At 66.3% G+C, this 15,684-nt stretch carries 17 protein-coding genes; 13 read left to right on the forward strand and 4 right to left on the reverse strand.

Annotated elements, in window-relative coordinates:
• Nucleotides 1-5 precede the first annotated feature (5 nt).
• The 12 genes from AC1DJT_RS17920 (at nucleotide 6) to AC1DJT_RS17975 (ending at nucleotide 10,398) form a co-directional block, all read left to right on the forward strand.
• Nucleotides 6-1,556, forward strand: a complete 1,551-nt coding sequence (locus AC1DJT_RS17920) for a hydantoinase B/oxoprolinase family protein (protein ID WP_441504669.1) — start codon at nucleotides 6-8, stop codon at nucleotides 1,554-1,556.
• A 107-nt stretch (nucleotides 1,557-1,663) separates the two neighbouring features.
• Nucleotides 1,664-2,803 (forward strand): ABC transporter substrate-binding protein, encoded by a 1,140-nt coding sequence (locus AC1DJT_RS17925; protein WP_441504670.1) that lies wholly within the window; start codon nucleotides 1,664-1,666, stop codon nucleotides 2,801-2,803.
• Nucleotides 2,800-3,546: an ABC transporter ATP-binding protein gene (locus AC1DJT_RS17930; protein ID WP_441488576.1), complete on the forward strand. Its 747-nt coding sequence runs from the start codon at nucleotides 2,800-2,802 to the stop codon at nucleotides 3,544-3,546. Before AC1DJT_RS17925 ends, AC1DJT_RS17930 begins: the two co-directional genes overlap by 4 nt.
• Nucleotides 3,515-4,480 (forward strand): branched-chain amino acid ABC transporter permease, encoded by a 966-nt coding sequence (locus AC1DJT_RS17935; protein WP_441488577.1) that lies wholly within the window; start codon nucleotides 3,515-3,517, stop codon nucleotides 4,478-4,480. The genes AC1DJT_RS17930 and AC1DJT_RS17935 overlap by 32 nt, the downstream gene beginning before the upstream one ends.
• Entirely contained in the window at nucleotides 4,477-5,325 is an 849-nt protein-coding gene (locus AC1DJT_RS17940) for an ABC transporter ATP-binding protein (protein WP_441488578.1), read from the forward strand. Before AC1DJT_RS17935 ends, AC1DJT_RS17940 begins: the two co-directional genes overlap by 4 nt.
• On the forward strand, nucleotides 5,318-6,199 hold the full coding sequence (locus tag AC1DJT_RS17945; RefSeq protein ID WP_476834562.1) for a branched-chain amino acid ABC transporter permease: 882 nt from the start codon (nucleotides 5,318-5,320) through the stop codon (nucleotides 6,197-6,199). Before AC1DJT_RS17940 ends, AC1DJT_RS17945 begins: the two co-directional genes overlap by 8 nt.
• On the forward strand, nucleotides 6,199-6,420 hold the full coding sequence (locus AC1DJT_RS17950; RefSeq protein WP_476834563.1) for a cupin domain-containing protein: 222 nt from the start codon (nucleotides 6,199-6,201) through the stop codon (nucleotides 6,418-6,420). Before AC1DJT_RS17945 ends, AC1DJT_RS17950 begins: the two co-directional genes overlap by 1 nt.
• Nucleotides 6,421-6,677: 257 nt before the next feature.
• On the forward strand, nucleotides 6,678-7,220 hold the full coding sequence (locus AC1DJT_RS17955) for a GNAT family N-acetyltransferase (RefSeq protein ID WP_441488581.1): 543 nt from the start codon (nucleotides 6,678-6,680) through the stop codon (nucleotides 7,218-7,220).
• Nucleotides 7,221-7,391: 171 nt separating this feature from the next.
• Entirely contained in the window at nucleotides 7,392-8,483 is a 1,092-nt protein-coding gene (locus AC1DJT_RS17960) for an alpha/beta hydrolase (RefSeq protein WP_476834564.1), read from the forward strand.
• A gap of 78 nt (nucleotides 8,484-8,561) precedes the next feature.
• Complete coding sequence (locus tag AC1DJT_RS17965; RefSeq protein WP_476768244.1) at nucleotides 8,562-8,990, forward strand: carboxymuconolactone decarboxylase family protein; 429 nt, start codon at nucleotides 8,562-8,564, stop codon at nucleotides 8,988-8,990.
• 175 nt (nucleotides 8,991-9,165) lie between these two features.
• Entirely contained in the window at nucleotides 9,166-9,648 is a 483-nt protein-coding gene (locus AC1DJT_RS17970) for a cytochrome P460 family protein (protein WP_441504673.1), read from the forward strand.
• An 18-nt stretch (nucleotides 9,649-9,666) separates the two neighbouring features.
• The gene (locus AC1DJT_RS17975) at nucleotides 9,667-10,398 is read left to right on the forward strand and encodes a DUF4405 domain-containing protein (protein WP_476834565.1); all 732 of its coding nucleotides are present in this window, start codon (nucleotides 9,667-9,669) and stop codon (nucleotides 10,396-10,398) included.
• Nucleotides 10,399-10,432: 34 nt separating this feature from the next.
• On the opposite strand, the gene AC1DJT_RS17980 is transcribed toward AC1DJT_RS17975, so the two are convergent.
• Nucleotides 10,433-11,326 carry a LysR family transcriptional regulator gene (locus AC1DJT_RS17980; protein WP_441488586.1) on the reverse strand — a complete coding sequence of 298 codons (894 nt, stop codon included), beginning with the start codon at nucleotides 11,324-11,326 and terminating at the stop codon, nucleotides 10,433-10,435.
• A 107-nt stretch (nucleotides 11,327-11,433) separates the two neighbouring features.
• On the opposite strand from AC1DJT_RS17980, the gene AC1DJT_RS17985 reads away from it, so the two are divergent.
• A complete protein-coding gene (locus tag AC1DJT_RS17985) occupies nucleotides 11,434-12,429 on the forward strand; it encodes an aldo/keto reductase (RefSeq protein ID WP_441504674.1) in 996 nt (331 codons plus the stop codon).
• A gap of 17 nt (nucleotides 12,430-12,446) precedes the next feature.
• Here the strand turns inward: AC1DJT_RS17985 and AC1DJT_RS17990 are convergent, their stop codons facing one another.
• The 3 genes from AC1DJT_RS17990 to AC1DJT_RS18000 all read right to left on the reverse strand — a co-directional run.
• Nucleotides 12,447-13,625, reverse strand: a complete 1,179-nt coding sequence (locus AC1DJT_RS17990; protein ID WP_441504675.1) for a mandelate racemase/muconate lactonizing enzyme family protein — start codon at nucleotides 13,623-13,625, stop codon at nucleotides 12,447-12,449.
• 11 nt (nucleotides 13,626-13,636) lie between these two features.
• The gene (locus AC1DJT_RS17995) at nucleotides 13,637-15,124 is read right to left on the reverse strand and encodes a M81 family metallopeptidase (RefSeq protein ID WP_476834566.1); all 1,488 of its coding nucleotides are present in this window, start codon (nucleotides 15,122-15,124) and stop codon (nucleotides 13,637-13,639) included.
• 62 nt (nucleotides 15,125-15,186) lie between these two features.
• On the reverse strand, nucleotides 15,187-15,684 hold a 498-nt coding region (locus AC1DJT_RS18000), incomplete at its 5' end, for an ABC transporter permease (RefSeq protein ID WP_476834567.1).

Here is a 15,684-nt window from a genome sequence, read left to right on the forward strand (position 1 = left end):
ATCCGATGGACGGAGTCGAACTCGAAATCCTCTGGTCGAACCTGATCGGTATCGTCAACGAACGCGCCAAGGCGCTGCAGCGCATCGCCTTCAGCCCGATCGTGCGCGAAGCCGGCGACCTCGCCTGCGCGCTCTTCGACCAGCGCGGACGCATGGTGGCGCAGGCCAATACCGGCACACCCGGCCATATCAACTCGCTCGCCATCGCGGGAGCCCATCTCGTGCGCCTGTTCGAAGGGCGGTGCGAACCCGGCGACGTGCTGATCACCAACGACCCCTGGCTCTCGGCCGGGCACTTCTTCGACATCACGATCCTGACGCCCATCTTCAACGGCACCAAACTGCTCGCCTATATCGGCTCGACCATCCACCACACCGATATCGGCGGCTACGGCATCGGCGCCGGTGCCCGCGACGTGCATGAGGAAGGCCTCTGGATCCCGCCGCTCAAGCTCTACGAGCGCGGCAAGCCGAGCGAGATGCTGCACGACATCATCCGCCGCAATGTGCGCACGCCCGACGCCGTCTTCGGCGACCTGTCGGCGCAGGTCTCTTCCGGCGAGGCCGCCGCCGAGCACCTGATCACGCTGTGCGAGCGCTACGGCATCGAGGACATCGAGGCCCTGTCCGACGAGATMATCGATCGCTCCGAGGAGGCGACGCGCAACGCCATCCGCAAGCTGAAGCCCGGCACCTATCATGGCGAGGCCGTCTTCGACGTTCCCGGCGGCGAGATCATCACCTTGAAGAGCGCCGTCACCGTCGATGCCGAGAGCGGTTCGATCATCGTCGACTTCGACGGTTCCTCACCGCAGACGACGACCGGCATCAACGTGGTGCTGAACTACACCCACGCCTATTCGACCTTCGCGATCCGCTCCTGCCTCAATCCGGACCTGCCGAACAACACCGGCTCGCTCGCGCCGATCGAAGTCCGCGCTCCCGTGGGCTCGATCATCAACTGCGCCTATCCTGCGCCGGTGAATGCGCGCCATGTGGTCGGCATGTACGTCCCGATGCCGATCCTGAAGGCGCTGCATCAGGTCATGCCGGAACGGGTCCTGGCGGAAGGATCAGGCGCGGTCTGGACCATTCAGATCCAGGGCCGGCGTCCGAGCGGCGAACCCTTCACCTCGTCGATGTTCAACTATTCCGGCGGCATGGGCGCGCGCGCCGGCAAGCCGGGGCCGAGCGCCACCTGCTATCCGACAGGGGTCGCGGCTGTGCCGATCGAGATCCTGGAAGCAGCGATGCCGATCGTCTTCGACCGCAAGGAACTGCGGCCGGGGTCCGGCGGCAAGGGCCGGATGCAGGGCGGGGACGGCCAGATCATCCAGTTTCACATGCGTACCGACCATGCTTGGCTGCTCAACGCGGTGCCGAGCCGGCTCGAACGCGGGCCTGACGGGATCGATGGCGGCCTGCCGGGGGCGCCCGGGCGCTTCCTCGTCAACGGCACATCCGTCAGCGAGGCGAAGAAGCTGACGATGAAGGCCGGCGACGTCGTGCTGCTGGAGACGCCCGGCGGCGGCGGCTACGGCAAGCCGGCGGCCTGAGAACTGCCATCGGGCGCAAGACCAGATCGTTGCACAAGACCAAGAAAAAGGCGGAGCCCCGCACCGGGGCGACCAGTCGAAGCCAAGGGAAACCGGGAGGACAGTTGATGAAGCAGACCCTATTTGCGGCCGGCATCGCCGCAAGCGTCGCGATGGTCGGCGCGGCGCCCGCCCGCGCGCAGGAGCCCTACAAGATCGGCGTCTCGGCAGGTCTGACCGGCTATGCCGCGACGGTCGATCGCGCCTGGCGCGACGGCGTTGAACTGGCGGCCGCGGCGGTGAACGCCAAGGGCGGCGTCATGGGCCGCAAGATCCAGGTTGTCGTCGAGGACAACCGATCCGAGCCGCAGGAGGCGGTGACCGTCTATCGGAAGATGCTGAGCTCGGACAAGGTCGACGTCTTCGTCAGCGGCTGCGTCTCGGCCGGCAATTTCGCGGCCGCCGGCCTGCTCTTGCGCGCCAAGGTGCCGATGATGCTGTGCTCGATCCTGCCGCAGCAGGCCGAGCACCTGCCCTGGGCCTTCACCACCCTGCCGCCGGCCGGCTTCGAGGTCGACAAGCGCCTGGAATACCTCAAGGAAAAGACGCAGATCCGAAAGATCGCGGTGCTGCATGACCCGACCCCCTACGCCAATCTCCAGAAGGGCGTGGCCGAGCGCAACGCGGCCAAGTACGGCCTCGAGGTCGTCTCTGTCGATCAGTACAAGCAGGACGACCCTGATCTCAGCGTCCAGATCAGCAAGGCGCGTTCGGCGGGCGCCGAAGCGATCCTGAAGATCGGGCTCGGCGGCACGACGCTGACCGCGGCCAAGAACATCAAGCAGCTCGGCGCCGACATGCTGCTGCTGACGAGCCTCGAGGACCTRGCCGTGTTCGGTCCGGTCTCCGAGGTGCTGGGCGACAAGTTCTTCTTCGTCGCCTCGCCGTCGCAGGTCTATGAGGCGCTGCCCGAGGGCACCCTCAAGACCGGCATCAAGGCCTTCCTCGAGCCCTGGCGCGAAAAATACAGGGATCGCGACCCGAACTGGGCCTCGCGCGGCTGGGACGGCGTCATGCTGACGGTCGCCGCGATCGAGAAGGCGAAGTCCTTCGAGGGCGAGAAGGTTCGCGCCGCCTATGAGGAGTTGACCGGCTTCCAGGGCACGACCGGCATCTACAATTTCCGGCCGGACCTGCATCAGGGCATCACCGAGAACCCCTTTGTGCTGGCCACCATCGAAGCCGGCAAGGTCAAGGTGGTGCAATGAGCCTCGCGGTCGCGACCAAGATAGAAGCGAGCGCTGCTCCGCCGATCCTGGCCGCGACCGGCCTCTCGGCGCGCTATGGCCATGTCGAGGCGCTGCACGGGGTCGATCTGCACATCGGCGAGGGCGAACTCGTCGCCGTGCTCGGCCCCAACGGGGCCGGCAAGTCGACGCTGCTGCGCGCGATCATGGGGCTCTCCGCCAATAGCGGCGAGGTCCGTTTCCGGGGCCAGGCGCTGTCGCGGCACGATGCAGTCGCGGTCGCTTCGCGCGGCATCGTGCTGGTGCCGGAGGGGCGCGGTCTCTTCGCCCCGATGTCCGTTGCCGACAATCTCGAACTCGGCGCCTATCGCTTGCGGGACAAGGCCGAATTCAACCGCCGGCGCGAGCGCGTGCTGACCCTGTTCCCGCGCCTGAAGGAACGGCTCGGACAGGCCGCAGGCTCCATGTCCGGCGGCGAGCAGCAGATGCTCGCCCTTGGCCGTGCGCTGATGGCMGGGCCGAAGCTGCTGCTGCTCGACGAGCCCTCGCTCGGCCTCGCGCCGCGCGTCACCGAGGAAATCCTGGAGACGCTCGGCCTCCTGAACCGCGAAGGCCTGGCGATCGTGCTGGTCGAGCAGAAGGCGCCGCTCGCGCTCGAACTTGCCAACCGCGTCTACCTGCTTTCGCTCGGGCGCATCGTCGCCGAACTCGATCCGCGTGACATCACCTCCCATGACGAACTCGCTCAGCATTACTTCGCCTGAACGGCGCCCGCTCAGGCTGGTGGGCCTGCTGCCCTGGCTCTTCGCCGGGCTCGTCGTCGGCTATGCCATGATCGTGGGCGGCTATGCCGCAACGGTCGTCGCCTTTGCGCTGATCTACGCGGTCTTCGTGACCGGGCTGAACCTGTTCATGGGCTTCGCCGCGCAGGTTTCCTTCGGGCAGAACGCCTTCGCCGCGATCGGCGGCTATATCTCCGCCGTGCTGACCGCCACCCATGGCTGGAGCCCCCTGCCCGCCATGGTGCTCGGCATCGTCGCGGCCGTGATTGCCGCCGCGATCGTCGGCTATCCCGCGCTCAGGCTGAAGGGCCATTACCTCGCGATGGGTACGCTGGCCATCGGCCTGATCACCTACGAGATCACCGTCGAATGGCAGTCGGTGACGCAGGGCTATATGGGCATCTCCGGCATCCCGCCCTTCGGGATCGGTCCCTATGAGATCACCTCCGACCGCGGCCAGCTCATCCTGCTCTCGCTGGTTGTCGCGGCTTGCGCCTTTGCGGCAGCGCGCATCCGCCGCTCGCGTTTCGGCCGAGCGCTCTCGGCTGTCGCCGGCAGCGAGGAGGCGGCGACGGCGCTCGGCATCGACGTCGCGCGCTACAAACTCGCGGCCTTCCTGCTCTCGGCCGGTTTTGCCGCGCTCGCGGGCTCGCTCTTCGTGCATGTCGTCGGCTTCGTCAGCCCCGAGGTCTTCGGGCTGCACATGGTCATCGTCACCTTCACCATGCTCTATGTCGGCGGCATCGGCACGGTCGCCGGACCTTTGGTCGGGGCGCTGATCGTCAGCCTGCTGCCGGAGACTTTTCGCGCCTTCAAGGACTATCAGGACCTCGCCTATGGCGCGGCGCTGATCCTGCTGCTGATCTATGCGCCGCGCGGCCTCGCCGGCCTCTTTGCCCCGCGGGGGCGCTCGTGAGCCGGCTTCGCCTGGACGGCGTGACGCGCCGCTTCGGCGGCCTCGTCGCAGTCGACGATGTCTCGTTCGAGGTCCCTGCCGAGGGCGTCACCGCCGTGATCGGCCCCAATGGCGCCGGCAAGACGACGCTGTTCAACCTGATCTCCGGCTTCCTGCCGCCGAGCGCAGGCCGGATCGTCTTCGAGGGCAAGGACATCACCGGCCGGCCGCCCGCGGAGATCGCCACTGCGGGACTGGTGCGGACCTTCCAGCTCGTCAAGCTGTTCGAGGATCTGAGCGTGCTCGATAACGTCAAGGTCGGGTGTCACCTGCAGGGCAAGGCCGGCCTGTTCTCGGCATTGCTGCGGCCGGCCTCTGCCCGCCGCGAGGAGGCAGCCGTCGAAGCCCGGGCGCGCGACCTCCTCGCCTTCGCCGGTCTCGCAGGGATGGCCGACGAACCGGCATCGGGCCTGCCCTATGGCCGCCAGCGCATGCTTGAACTGGCGCGCGCCATGGCGGCGGGGCCACGGCTCATCCTGCTCGACGAGCCGGCGGCCGGCCTGAATACCGAGGAATCAGCCGTGCTCTCGCGCACCATCCGGCGCATCGCCGACGAAGGCACCAGCGTGCTCCTGATCGAACACGACATGACGCTGGTGATGAATACCGCCGACCGCGTCGTCGTGGTGGATTTCGGCCGCAAGATCGCAGAGGGCACGCCGGCCGAGGTCCGCGCCGACCCGGCCGTGATCGCGGCCTATCTCGGCACCGGCAAGTCTTTCTCGAACAAGTCCTCCTCGGACAAGTCTTCCCTGAACAAGTCTTCCACCGACACGCCCGGCACGCAGGAGGCGGCCCATGGCTGACTTGTCCTATATCCCGCAAGTGCTCGTCAGCGGGCTCGGCATCGGCTGCGTCTACGGCCTGATCGGCATCGGCTTCTGCGTGATCTACAACGCCAGCGGCATCGTGAATTTCGCGCAAGGCGCCTTCGTGATGCTCGGCGGCATGATTACCCAGGTGCTGTTCGCCCGTAACGGCGTGCCGCTGCCGGTCGCCGCCCTGATCGCGATCGCAGCCGTCGCCGTGCTCGGCGTGGCGATCGAGCGCGTCGTCGTCAGGCCGCTCTGGAACCGCAAGGCGACRATGTTCGTGATGATCCTGGCGACGCTGGCCGCCCAGATCGTGATCGAGCGGCTGACGCTGATCGCAGTCGGCGACCAGCCCAAGACCCTGCCGGTCTTCACCGACCTCCCGCCGCTGATGATCGGTAGCGTCGCGATTGGCTACCAGCTGATCTGGATCGTCGGGGGATCGCTTGCGATCGTCGCAGCGCTTGCCGCCTTCTTCGGCCTGACGCGGACCGGCAAGGCCATGCGCGCCTGCTCGATCAACCGCGAGGCGGCTGCGCTGCAAGGCATCCCGGTCGCGCGCATGCTGGCACTGGCCTTCGCGCTGAGCGCGGCGCTCGGCGCCATTGCCGGCATCCTGATCACACCGACGCAGTACACCGCCTTCAATGTCGGCGTGCCCTTCGCGATCAGCGGCTTCATCGCCGCGATCGTCGGCGGCTTCGGGCGGCCTTTCGGCGCCTTTCTCGGCGGTCTTGTTCAATCGGGAGATCCACCATGGACATTCACAAGATCGACTGGAGCCAGATTCCGTGGACGCCAGTGCGTCCAGGCGTGGACCGCAAGGCCTTCTCCGGTAGTGCCGCGACAGTGGCGTTGCACCGGCTGATGCCTGGCCATGAGCCCAGGCCGCACAGCCATCCCCATGAGCAGATCGCCTATATCGTGAGTGGGACGCTGCGCTTCTTCATCGGCGGCGAAGAGCATCTCGTCGGCCCCGGCGGGCTCGTCGTGATCCCGTCCAATGTCGAGCATTGGGGCGAGGTCGTCGGCGACGAGCCCGTGCTCAATCTTGACGTCTTCACACCGCGCCGCCCGGAATACGCCTGAAACCAAGGGGTTCCAGGCCCAAGGGGGGGCGCATTCGAGGGAAAAGTCACAGCCCACGAGGGAGCCGAGGGGCTGGTCGATCGCGCGTCCGGCCGCATCCCGCCGGGTCGCGCCAGTGCCGGACGTCGGCCTCTTGGCCGAATACGGACCTAGGCAGKACGGTGCGGCGGGGCCCGATGTCGCCCATTGCGGGCAATCACGACGGGCTTATCGTCATGGCCTTGGTGGCACTCATGATGATCAGCTGGCGGTAGACTATGGCTCGCATCCCTCCGCAACATTTGACAACGGATCGCCTGGTTCTGCGCCCAACGAGCCTCGCGGATGCTGATCGCGCCTTTGAAATACAGTCGGACTGGGAGGTGACGCGCATGCTGCGAATGGCGTCGTTTCCGCCCGATCGAGCAGACATCGCGCAATGGTTCGCCGACCATCCGCGCGAATGGGCAGCGGGAGAAGCCTATCGTTTTGCGGTCGAGCTCCAGGGCAGAGCCATCGGGGTCATCGACGTCGATGAGATCTCTCAAGGCGAGGGGGAACTCGGCTATTGGTTCGAGCAGGCCAGCTGGGGCTGCGGCTATGCATCGGAAGCGGCACGAGCGGTCCTGAACTTCGCGTTTCGAACAGTCGGCCTGTCGCAGCTTCTCTCCGGACATGCCGTCGACAACGCAGCTTCGGGGCAGGTGCTTCTCAAACTCGGCTTTCGCCCACTGGACACCGTTCAGCGAAGCTCCCGCTCGAGAGGCGAGACAATCCTGCAGCGCCGCTACGTCCTGCCCGCCTCCGTAACGCTGGAGTGAGCGAGGGGCGGCCGCCCCGGGACAGCCGCGTTTCCGTGCGGTGGTCGGCGATCGCGGCACCGCCGGCATTCATTAGCACCGCTTATCTGTCCTAGTGAATCATTGAGCCTAATCGAATATCGGCCAGATCGTTAGGTTCCCCGCGAAGCTGACGCAGCAACCGAGGGGCGCATGCCGACGATCAAGACGCTATTCCTGCTTCCATCCATCCTGATCGCGACCGGTCTGCTCAGTCTGACGCCTGCGCTTTCACAATCTGCCGGGAAGCCAGAGCCTTTGGTCATTCAGGACCAGGGCAGTTTCGCGGTCGGCGGCGTGATCGCCAGCGCCCCGGGCACATTCGATGCGATGAAACCCCTGCAGCCGGCCGGGCAGACCTTCCATGGCGATCATCTCTACGCCTTCTACCAGCTGCCGGTCGCCCCGCGGAAACTCCCCATCGTGATGTGGCACGGGGCCGGGCAATTCTCGAAGACCTGGGAGACGACACCAGACGGGCGCGAAGGCTTCCAGAACATTTTCCTGCGCCGCCGTTTCGCGACCTATCTCATCGACCAGCCGCGGCGCGGCAATGCCGGCCGCAGCACGGTCGAGGCGACTATCAAGCCGACTCCCGACGAGCAGTTCTGGTTCGGCCAGTTCCGCGTCGGCATCTGGCCGACCTATTTCKACGGCGTCCAGTTCGACCGCAAGCCGGAGACGCTGAACCAGTATTTCCGTGCCATGACCCCGAACACCGGCCCGTTCGATGCAAACCTGATTTCCGATGGCGTGTCGGCGCTGTTCGCCAGGATCGGTCCCGGCATCCTGATGACGCATTCGCAGAGCGGCGGGCCAGGCTGGCTGACCGCGATCAAGAGCAAAAACGTCAAGGCGATCGTCGCCTTCGAGCCCGGCAGCGGCTTCGTCTTCCCGCAGGGCGAGCTGCCGAAGCCTGTGCCGACCGCGTTCGACACGCTTGAAGGCACGCCGGTGCCGATGTCGGACTTCATGGCACTGACCAAGCTGCCGATCATCATCTTCTACGGCGACAATATCCCGTCGAAGGCGTCCGATGTTCCGACCCAGGACGCCTGGCGTGGCCGGCTGGAGATGGCTCGGATCTGGCGCGACACCGTCAACAAGCGTGGCGGCCAAGTCACTTTGGTCCACCTGCCGGAGATCGGCATACGGGGCAACACGCATTTCCCGTTCTCGGACCTGAACAACATCGAGATTGCGGACCAGGTCTCGCGCTTCCTGGCGGACAAGCAGCTGGACTGATCACTCCCAGCACTCTCGCCGGCACGACGACGGCGCATGCCTGTCGCGGCCACTCATTCGGACAAGGAAAGCCCCACCATGAGCCCCCTCGCGCGTGCCCTGCTCGCCGCCACATGCCTGTTCGCTGCTGGCCACGCAACGACCTCCTACGCCCAACCCCAGGCGCCAGCCCCGGCCCAGCCGGCGACGCCAAAGCCGCCTTCCCGGGCGCAGCACCTGATGGGCGATATCGCGCCAAAGCTGGCCGAGCTCACCGACACTGTCCTGTTCGGCGACATCTGGGAGCGGCCAGGCCTCTCCAGGCGCGACCGCAGCCTGGTCACCGTCAGCGCTCTCATTGCCATGAACCGCCCTGATCAGTTGCGGTCCCATCTCGCCCTGGCGCGGCAGAACGGCGTGAAGGAGGAAGAGCTCGTCGAGGCGATCACGCAGCTCGCCTTCTACACGGGCTGGCCGAACGCCGTTTCGGCGGTCGCGGTTGCGCGCGACGTGTTCAAGCCGAAATGAGGCCCGGGATGGTCGTTCCAGAGCTTGCACCACCTGGTCCCGATGGAGCGAACGGTCGGCGCAGCCCCTCTGCAACGCAGGGCGTGGCCATTCCGCGACCTCCCCGGCCCTCGACGGCACGGCCGCGGCCAGAAGCAATCATGTCTCCAATGAGCAATCCAAGGACAACCCATTCATGAAGGTGCCTACGCTTCAGATCGCCCTGGCAAGCCTGTCCATGGCCGCCGTCCTCACGGTGGGCTGGCGGGTCCATGCGGAGGCCACGAGGGTGACGTTTCCCGAACTCGACACGCTGGTCCACTACACCACCGTCCGGCGCGGCAACGTCACCGAACATATCATGACGACGCCCGCGGCGATCGAGGCCGTGAAGAACCGCCAGCCAGTGCCGGCCGGAACCCATTTCGTGCTGGTCGACCATCGCGACGGCAAGCTGTTCCGCTACTTCGTGATGGAGAAGGGCCAGAACTGGGGCGCGGATTACGACGACGACCGCCGCACCGGCGACTGGCAGTTCCAGTGGTTCTGGCCGGATCGGACGATCAACACGAGCGAGAACACCGCCCGCTGCCAGTCCTGCCACCAGAGCCAGTCGGGCAGCGAATTCCTCTTCACCGGCTATCGCATCCCCCGTTTCGACGGCAAGCCGGTCGAATAGGTCCAGGGGAGCACGAAGGTGAGTTCTCTCTTCATATCCCGGCTATGGCTCGACGCTCTGGCGGCCGGCCTGCTGCTGCTCGGGTTTGCCTATTGGTGGCTTGGCAACCCCATCCATGAGATCGCGGGAACGGCGCTGTTCCTGCTCCTGATCGCCCATAACGTCTTCAACCGGCGCTGGTATGGCGCCGTCGCACGGACCCGGCACGGGCCGCGCAGCCTGTTCAACATCAGCGTCACCGTCGCGCTCCTGATCGCCATGCTGGCGCTGGTCGCGACCAGCGTGCTGATCTCGCATGCCCTTGCCGCCTATCTGCCGGCCTGGGGCGGCTTCACCATTCGGCAGATCCACACCCTTGCCGCCTACTGGGTCCTGGTGATCGTCGCGATCCATCTCGGGCTGCGCTGKCCGATGCTGATGGGCGTGGCCCGCAACCTGTTCGGCATCAGAACGCCCAGCAGGCTGCGAACGCTCCTGCTGCGGGCAGCAGCAGTGACGATCGCCGTCCACGGCGCCTGGAGTTGCATCGTCCTCGGGCTCGGAACCAGGCTTTCCATGCAGACGACACTGGATTGGTGGAATTTCGAGGAAGCGGTGGCGGGCTTCTTCATCCATTGCGCGGCTGCCGCCGGGCTGTTCATGGTCGCAACCTATTACGGCCTGAAGCTCGTCCAGCCCGGCTGGCCCATCGGCAGCAATCGCCAACGGGAATTGCCAGGCGCGGAGCCCGGTCAGGCCAGCCAGGCATGACGTAGCGCGACCGCCATCGGCTTCACCGGCGAGATCATTCCCGGTAGCGCAGGACGTCGATCAGGACGGCCAGGGCCGGCGAGACATGCCGGCGGCTCGGATAGTACAGGTGATAGCCAGGGAATGGCGGGCACCAATCCTCCAGCACGCGCACAAGGCGCCCGTCCCGGATATGCGGGATGGCCTGATCCTCTGGCAGATAGGCGAGCCCCAACCCGTCCAAGGCGGAGTTCAGCCGCATGGCGAGGCTGTTGAACACAAGCTGCCCCTCGCCGCGGACCTTGATCTCGCGGCCGTCCTTTTCCAGCCCCCAGGCAAAGAGGCCGCCATAGGTCGGCAGGCGCGACGCGATGCAGTTATGAGCGGTCAGGTCCTGAGGAGTCTCGGGAATGCCGTAGCGGGCGAAATAGTCCGGCGAGCCAATCACGGCCATGCGCATCTCCGGGCCGATGCGAACCGCGATCATGTCCTTCGCCAGTTGCTCGCCAAGGCGCACGCCGGCGTCGTAGCCAGCCGCGACGATATCGACGAGGCCATAATCGACGATGATCTCGACCGTGATGTCGGGATGATCCGGCAGGAATTTGCGCAGGGCCGGCTGCAACATGGCGACCGCCGCGTGCTCTCCGGCCGTGATGCGTACCGTTCCCGCGGGTTTACCTCGCAACTCGCCGAGCGCCGCGATCTCCGCCTCGATCTCCTCGAAGCGCGGACCGACCGTCTCCAGAAGTCTCTTGCCCGCTTCCGTGGGCGCGACGCTGCGCGTCGTACGGGTCAGCAGGCGCAGCTTCAGTCGTTCCTCGAGTGCCTTGATCGTCTGGCTCAGGGCCGATTGCGAGACGCCCAGCTTGGCCCCGGCCTTGGTGAAGCTGCGCTCCCGCGCCACCATGGCGAAGGCAGCGAGATCGTTGAAGTTCGGCTGCGCCATTGATTAGGGGACCTTATGAGCTCTTGCGGATTATAACTCCTAATCACCGCGGGCCACGCTCGCTACATACGCGCCATCAACATCGTGAGCAGAGTGTGAGGTGGACCATGCAGAAACGGACACTCGGCAAGAGCGGCCTGAGCGTGTCGGCGCTCGGTCTCGGCTGCATGGGCCTGAGTTATGGTTATGGCCAAGCCGTCGAGGGGAAAGCCGGCGTCGAGCTGATCCGCCGGGCCTTCGACCGAGGGGTGACCTTGTTCGACACCGCCGAGTCCTATGGGCCGTTCGTCAATGAGGAGCTCCTGGGTCAGGCGCTCGCGCCGATCCGCGAGCACGTCGTCATTGCGACCAAGTTCGGGTTCGACATCGACCAGAATTCCGGAGAACGGCGCCCAGGGCTGAACAGCCGGCCCGAGCATATCAGGCGCGTCGCCGAGGCGTCCCTGAAGCGACTTCGCACCGATGTCATCGATATATTCTACCAGCACCGTGTCGATCCCGAGGTTCCCATCGAGGAGGTGGCCGGCGCAGTCCGGGCCCTGGTCGCGGAAGGCAAGGTCCGCCATTTCGGGCTGTCCGAAGCCGGCGCGGCGACGATCCGCAGGGCGCATGCGGTTCATCCCGTCGCTGCCGTCCAGAGCGAATACTCGCTGTTCTATCGCGACGCGGAAGCGGAGATCTTGCCTGTGCTCGAAGAGCTCGGCATCGGTTTCGTGCCGTTCAGCCCGCTCGGCGCCGGTTTCCTGACCGGCAAGATCGACGGCAACACGACCTTCGAACCGACGGATTTCCGCAATGCAGTGCCACGCTTCTCGGTGGAAGCCCGCAAGGCCAATGCAGCCTTGGTCACGCTCATTGAGGACGTCGCCGAGGACAAGGGCGCGACGCCCGCGCAAATCGCGCTGGCCTGGCTCCTGGCGCAGAAACCGTGGATCGTTCCCATCCCCGGCACGACGAAACCTCATCGCCTCGAGGAGAACATCGCAGCGACCGCGGTGCAGTTGACCGCGGCCGATCTCCACGAGATCGATCAGGCCCTGTCGACGATGACCTTGACCGGGGAGCGTTTGCCCGCAGCCGCATTGAAGTTGACAGGACTCTAGCCCCGTCAGGCCCCGCCTCAGATCTGCGGCGTCGCGTAGAGCACTTTGCCGTTCACCTTGATCTCGACATCCTGGAGATACTGGCGGATGCCCTCCTCGTCGATCTCCAGCCCCAGCCCGACCGCGTCCGGGACGCTGATGTCGCCATTCCCGTCCCTTTCCAGGTGGTTGCGGGTGAAGGCGAGCGCGACGGGCTTTGGCATGGCCGGATACTCGCAGATGACGTGGTCCTTCAGGCCGGCATAGGGCTGGATCGAGGCCGAGAGCGCCAGATGCGAGGTGAAGCTGTGATTGACGAAGGTCACGCCCCTGGCAACGGCGTAGTCGGCCACCTCCTTGGACGGGCCGACGCCGCCGATCCGGCCGCAATCGATCTGGATATAGCCGACGCCGCCATGATCGATCAGCTGCTTCGCCATATGGACGTTATGGGCACCCTCCCCGCCCGCCAGGCGCACGGTCGAACTGCGCTTGGCCAGGGCCGCATAGGCGTCGACGGCGCTCGCCTGGAACGGCTCCTCGAACCAGAGCGCGCCTGCCTTCTCCAGCGCGGGCAGTCTTGCGGCGGCGCGCTCGACATCCTCGATGAAGATCTGGCCGGTATCGACCAGCAGGATGCCGTCTGCGCCAAGCCCTTCGCGCGCGGCGACGAAATGCTCGGCATCCGCGGCGACGCTGCCCCGCCCGATCGGCCCCCAGCCGAACTTGGCGGCCCGGAAGTTGCGCGCTCTCGCATCGCGGGCGCGCGCCAGCGTCTCCTGCGGCGTGTCGCCGAACAGCACCGAGGCATAGGGCGTCTTGGGGTGGCTGCGCTCATAGCCGAGCAGGCGCCAAACGGGCTCTCCGCGCAGCTTGCCGAGCACATCCCACAACGCCATTTCGACGCCCGACAAGGTGTGCGGCGCCTGCAGCAGGTCCATCGAGTTATAGGCGACGTCAGCCGAGATCTGCGCGATATCGGCCGGGCTTTCGAGCGGCTTGCCGAGAACGGAATCGGCGACGGGGCGGCAGACCCCATGCGACATCGGGCAGATGAAGGCTGCGATCGAGGGCAACGGGGCTGCCTCGCACTCGCCCCAGCCGATCTGGCCGCCGGCGGCTACCCGCACCAGCAGGGCATCCTGGCTGCCATCGGCCTCGTCCGTCACCACGGGCATGGACAGGTAGAAGAAATCGACTGCATCGATCGTCGGCACGGGCTTGTCCTTCACAGCGTGTAGATGACGGGGTTCGGCGCGAAGGCCRCATCGGCCTCGAGCGGATACATCGGCCGGGCGCAGATGCTGTGCCCGAGGCTTTTCAGATTGGCCGAGGTCGCACCGGGCGCATCGATGTTGAAATTATGCTCGCACCATTGCTCGAACATGTGGTGCTCGGTATGGGGCGACTTGACCACGACGAGGTCGAAATCCTGCGGGTTCAGGCCGTTGGCGTAATACATCGCCCGGTCGAACAGGCTAACCGAATGGCTCATGACCACGATCGTGAACGGGCCCAAGGTCAGCACCGCCGTCGGGCCTGCCGCAAGCGGCGCCTTCATCGTTTCCAGCAGCGCTTCGCCATCCGAGAGCAGCTTGACCTTGGCCTCGACCTGCATCGGCGTGAAGCGGGCGGGGTCGATGGCGCCACCCAGCGCAACGCTGATCGTCGCGCCGACGCCGGCCTTGTGCGCGGCTGCGGCCGCCCCGGCATCGACCAATGGCGCCAGGACCCTGCCGCCGTAGCCGGCCGCGTACAAAGCCGCGATGATGGCGTTGCTGTCCCCCGACGCGCCCGAGGAGGTGGCGTCGGCCGCATCGGTGAAGATCAGCGGCCCTGCCATCGTCTGGGATTGGGCGATGGCGCGCTCGAGCCCGATCAGCTTGCCCTGCATCCGGAAGCGTTGCGGCCAGAATTCCTCGGCGAGGCGAAGCGCCTCGCGTTCAGCCGTGGCCGCGTCACCGTCGGTCAGGATCAGGACCTGCGAGCACAGTTCCGGCACATCGGTGAAGGGATTGCCGATCATGATGCCGGCGGCCAGCGCCCTGCCCTCCTCCTCGAGACGCCGGCAGTCGCGCAGGAGATCGCCATAGCAGCCGGTCTTGGTGATGAGCTCGTCGCCGCGGACCAGCGTCGGCATGACGACGCGTGCGGCGACAGGGCGAAGCCCGCCCTCCATCAGGCGCAGCAGCAGCGCGGYGGCGCGGCGCCCGGTATCGGCGAAATCGACATGCGGATAGGTCCAGTAGATCGCGAAGCCGTTGACCTGCCGCAGCATGCGATCGGTCAGGATGCCATGCAGGTCGAGCGAGATGACAATCGGCATGTCCGGCCCGACGCGCTTGCGCAGCGCCTCGAGCAGGTAGCCCTCCGGGTCGAGTTCGCCCTCGGCTGCCATCGCGCCGTGCAAGCAGATATAAATGCCGTCGATGCCGTCGAGACGCGCGAAGACGGCGTCGAGGAACTCCTGCGACAGGCGCTTCCAGCCTTCGGCGGAAAGCAGGCCGGCGCTGCCAGCGCGGGCGCCGATGGTCGGCACCACGGTGATGTCACCGCGCGCCTCGAACACGGCCAGCGCGCCACCGATCTCCTGGTTGGTGCCGCGCTGCTCATAGAGCGCGTCCCCCCGCCTGATGTGGAAATTGCCGTAGCCCGACGGCAGCGGATTGAACGACGAGATCTCCTGCTTGCATTCGGCGATGAGGATGCGTTTCACGTCTGGTCTCCGGTTTATCGCTCGGGCGCGGCTCTCCGCGCCGGCCTTCGGGATGGCGGTGGCTACATGGTCGAACGCGGATCGAGGGCGTCGCGCAGACCGTCGCCGAKCAGGTTGAGGCCGAGCACGGACAGGACGATCGCAAGCCCCGGGAAGATCGTGATCCACGGCGCCTCGCGCATGAAATCGCGGCCCTGGGCGATGATCGCGCCGAAGGAGGGTGCCGGCGGTGGCGGTCCGGCGCCGACAAAGGAGAGCGCGGCTTCGGCCAGGATGGCGACGGCGAAGACATAGGTCAGCCGGACGATCAGCGGCCCCATGGCGTTGACCAGCACATGCCGGAACAGGATCGACAATTCGCCCGCGCCGAGCGAGCGGGCGGCCTCGACATAGTCGAGTTCGCGCGCGACCRGCACCGAAGCGCGGACGATACGGGCCGTGTGAGGCATGGTGGCGATCGACAGGGCGATCACGACATTGGTCAGCGAGGCGCCGAGCACCGCGCTGACCACCATGGCGAGCACGATGGAGGGGAACGCCATCAGCGCATCCATCAGCCG

The organism is Allobosea sp. 05T422_2 (genome assembly GCF_056396265.1).